3 protein-coding genes are annotated in these 2,649 nt (G+C 64.0%); 2 read left to right on the plus strand and 1 reads right to left on the minus strand.

Annotated elements, in window-relative coordinates; translation table 11 throughout:
* Together ABFC67_RS03965 and ABFC67_RS03970 are read left to right on the plus strand one after the other, a co-directional pair.
* A partial coding sequence (locus ABFC67_RS03965; protein ID WP_346736747.1) for a GIY-YIG nuclease family protein occupies window positions 1–467 on the plus strand: 467 nt, incomplete at its 5' end.
* A gap of 175 nt (window positions 468–642) precedes the next feature.
* Window positions 643–1,746 carry a tyrosine-type recombinase/integrase gene (locus ABFC67_RS03970; RefSeq protein WP_346736748.1) on the plus strand — a complete coding sequence of 368 codons (1,104 nt, stop codon included), beginning with the start codon at window positions 643–645 and terminating at the stop codon, window positions 1,744–1,746.
* Between the two features lie 325 nt (window positions 1,747–2,071).
* Here ABFC67_RS03970 and ABFC67_RS03975 read toward each other — a convergent pair whose 3' ends face one another.
* Window positions 2,072–2,317, minus strand: coding sequence for a hypothetical protein (locus ABFC67_RS03975; RefSeq protein ID WP_346736749.1), 246 nt, complete (start codon window positions 2,315–2,317; stop codon window positions 2,072–2,074).
* Between the last annotated feature and the right edge of the window lie 332 nt (window positions 2,318–2,649).

A 2,649-nucleotide genomic window follows, 5' to 3' on the forward strand; every position in this document is an offset into this window, starting at 1 on the left:
TCTTCGAGCGCATCCGGGCCGATGCAGCGGCCGGCATCCTTGGCGTCGAGGTTCGCACCGTGCAAGCCTTGGCGGCGCGCGGCGAAGTGCCAGGGGCCGCCAAGATCGGCGGGCTCTGGACCTTCGATGAATCCGCGCTGCGATCGTTCAGGCTTGAACTCGACGAACTGAAAGCACAGGCCAAGGCCAGAGCAGAGCCGCTGCCCCGTGAAGATCTGGTCTACGTGATCCGGTGCGACTACAAGGTCAAGATCGGCTACACCCGCAACCTTGCGCAGCGGCTTCACTCTCTGCGCACTGCAAACCCTAGGCCGATTGCCCTAATTGTCAGTTTCCCCGGGACGCGCTCGGACGAGAAGCGGCTGCACCAGAAATTTGGCGACCTTCGATTTAGCGGGGAATGGTTCAGGCTCCAGAAGCCGATCAAGGAATGGCTGCGAGACGAGCACGGGGTGTTCGAGATATGAGCCTAGGCAAGGTCCACACGATGGACGAGGCAGCCGAGGCGCTGCGCATCAGCCGGCGCTCGCTGCACGAGATCGTCAAGCGATACCCGTTCTATTTCCTCAACGGCGCGAGGAAGCTGTTCACCGATGCCGATCTGGTTAAGCTGACCGAAGCCCTGCGCCCGGATGCCACGTCATGCCGCTCAAGCTCGTCCCGCCCCGCGCGGGGAAATCGCCGAACTACCGCATCCGCGGAACCTACCTTGGCGAGTACGTGGACGAGAGCACAGGAAGCTCTGTCGAAGCCGTCGCGCGCAAGATCCTCGCCGCGCGAAAGAGCGAAATCGAACGTGGTAAGTCTGCCCCCGCGATAGCCGCCACGAAAGCGGGGAAGCCATTCATCGAGGCGGCGATGGATTACATGGACGCAGGCGGCGACATGCGGTTCGTCGGCGCCTTCGACAAGGCGACGAAGCAATGGTCGAAAGGGCTGATCCGACATTTCGGCGAAACGATCCTGACCGATATCGACCAGGCCGCCATAGACCGCGCCGCCGTCGCGCTCTATCCCGAGGCGACGCCTGCCACCCGGAACCGGCAGGTTCACACGCCGATCAGCGCCATTCTCAAGCGAGCAGGCGTAGAGACGGCGATCCGCCGGCCGAAGGGCTGGCGGGGCCGCAAGCGGGTGGACTGGATGCAGCCTGAGCAGGCGTTCCGGCTCTTCGAGGCGGCTGGCGCGATTGATGCCGAGTTCCGCGTGCTGCTCGTCTTCCTCTGCTACACCGGCTGCCGGCTGAGCGATGCCCTGAACCTCACCTGCCGCCAGATCACGCTTGCCGAATCCTTCGCCTATTTCGCCGTTACGAAGAACGATGATCCGCGCGCCGTCCATCTGCCGCCGTTCCTCGTCGCCGAGATGGCGAACCATCCGCGCGGCTTAGATCGGGACAAGCAGAAGGCATTCCGGTTCAGGAAGTGCGGGCGGCTCTATACGCTGATGAAGAAGGCCAAGGAGGCGGCTGGTGCCGACGTCGAGCACGTCACCTTCCACACCCTTTGCCACACCTGGGCGACGTGGATGCGCCGCTATGCCGGGCTCGACACTCGCGGGCTCGTCGGCACCGGGCGCTGGCGTGACGAGAAATCAGCGGCGCGCTATGAACATGTCGTGGCTTCGGAGGAAAGCCGGAAGGCCGATCTTCTCCCCGTTCCGCATCGCGGCAAGAAACGGAAAACGGTGGAAAAACCGTGGACTGAGGCTTCAACATCGCGCAAGAGGTTGGTACGCAATGACTAGGCTTGCCCTTCACACGGGAGGGGTCGCAGGTTCAATCCCTGCATCGCCCACCATCGTTTCCCTTAAATATCAACGATTTGTGCCGCGCCGACTAATCGGTATCCTTGCACAGACGTGCGAACGCCTGCGGAACACGGCACGTCGATCCGTGGAAAACCCGTGGACTGCGTTCCCCTGCCGTTCCGGGGGAATCGCGCGATGACCCATTTTCTTTCTCTCGCTCGCCGCCTCTGGCGCTGGCTCACCGCGCCGGGGTGCCCGGCAGACTGCCCCAAGCGCGGGCCGAATGGCCAGCTGTGCGACGAATGCCTGCGGCTATGGGCGATCAAGTAACACCGCCCCAGGTCGGCACATGCGGCGGCAGCATGGTGAGCGCGATCCGCTTCGATGCGCATTCGACGCAGCGCAGTCGGGGGACAAGGTCGTCATGCAGCGCTCCATGACCCTGCCCGATGCGCGCGGCGAGCGCCGGCAGGTCCAGTTCCCGCGCATGCCAGCACGCCAGGCACGTCGCCCGGATGCCGTAGCCGAGGGCGATGCAGCCGCCGAGCGTGCCGTTGGATGATGCCATGGCGGGAGTATAGAATCAGGATGACAGGAGGCGCTAATGTCCGACATCTCGTGGATCCCCGTCACGACGCTGGGTAGCGATTACGAGGAGGAAATGAGCAAGTGCGGTCGCTATTGGCGACATCGACCGCGCCATGCCGGCGCCCTATCGGCTCTTATGGGAAGCCATGATCTGGGCGAGCCCTATGTCGATTCGCCGTGGAGGCGCGGCCCGGCGCCCCGAAACGACGAAAAAGCCCCGCGCGACCTTTCGGCCGGCGGGGCGAGTTGACGGGTGCTTAGGCCGGGAGGCGTCCCGGCGGCGATCCGCGCTCAGCGCGAATGTCTAAAGGT

This window comes from Mizugakiibacter sp., from assembly GCF_039680435.1.
In the GTDB taxonomy this organism is placed as follows: domain Bacteria; phylum Pseudomonadota; class Gammaproteobacteria; order Xanthomonadales; family Rhodanobacteraceae; genus Mizugakiibacter.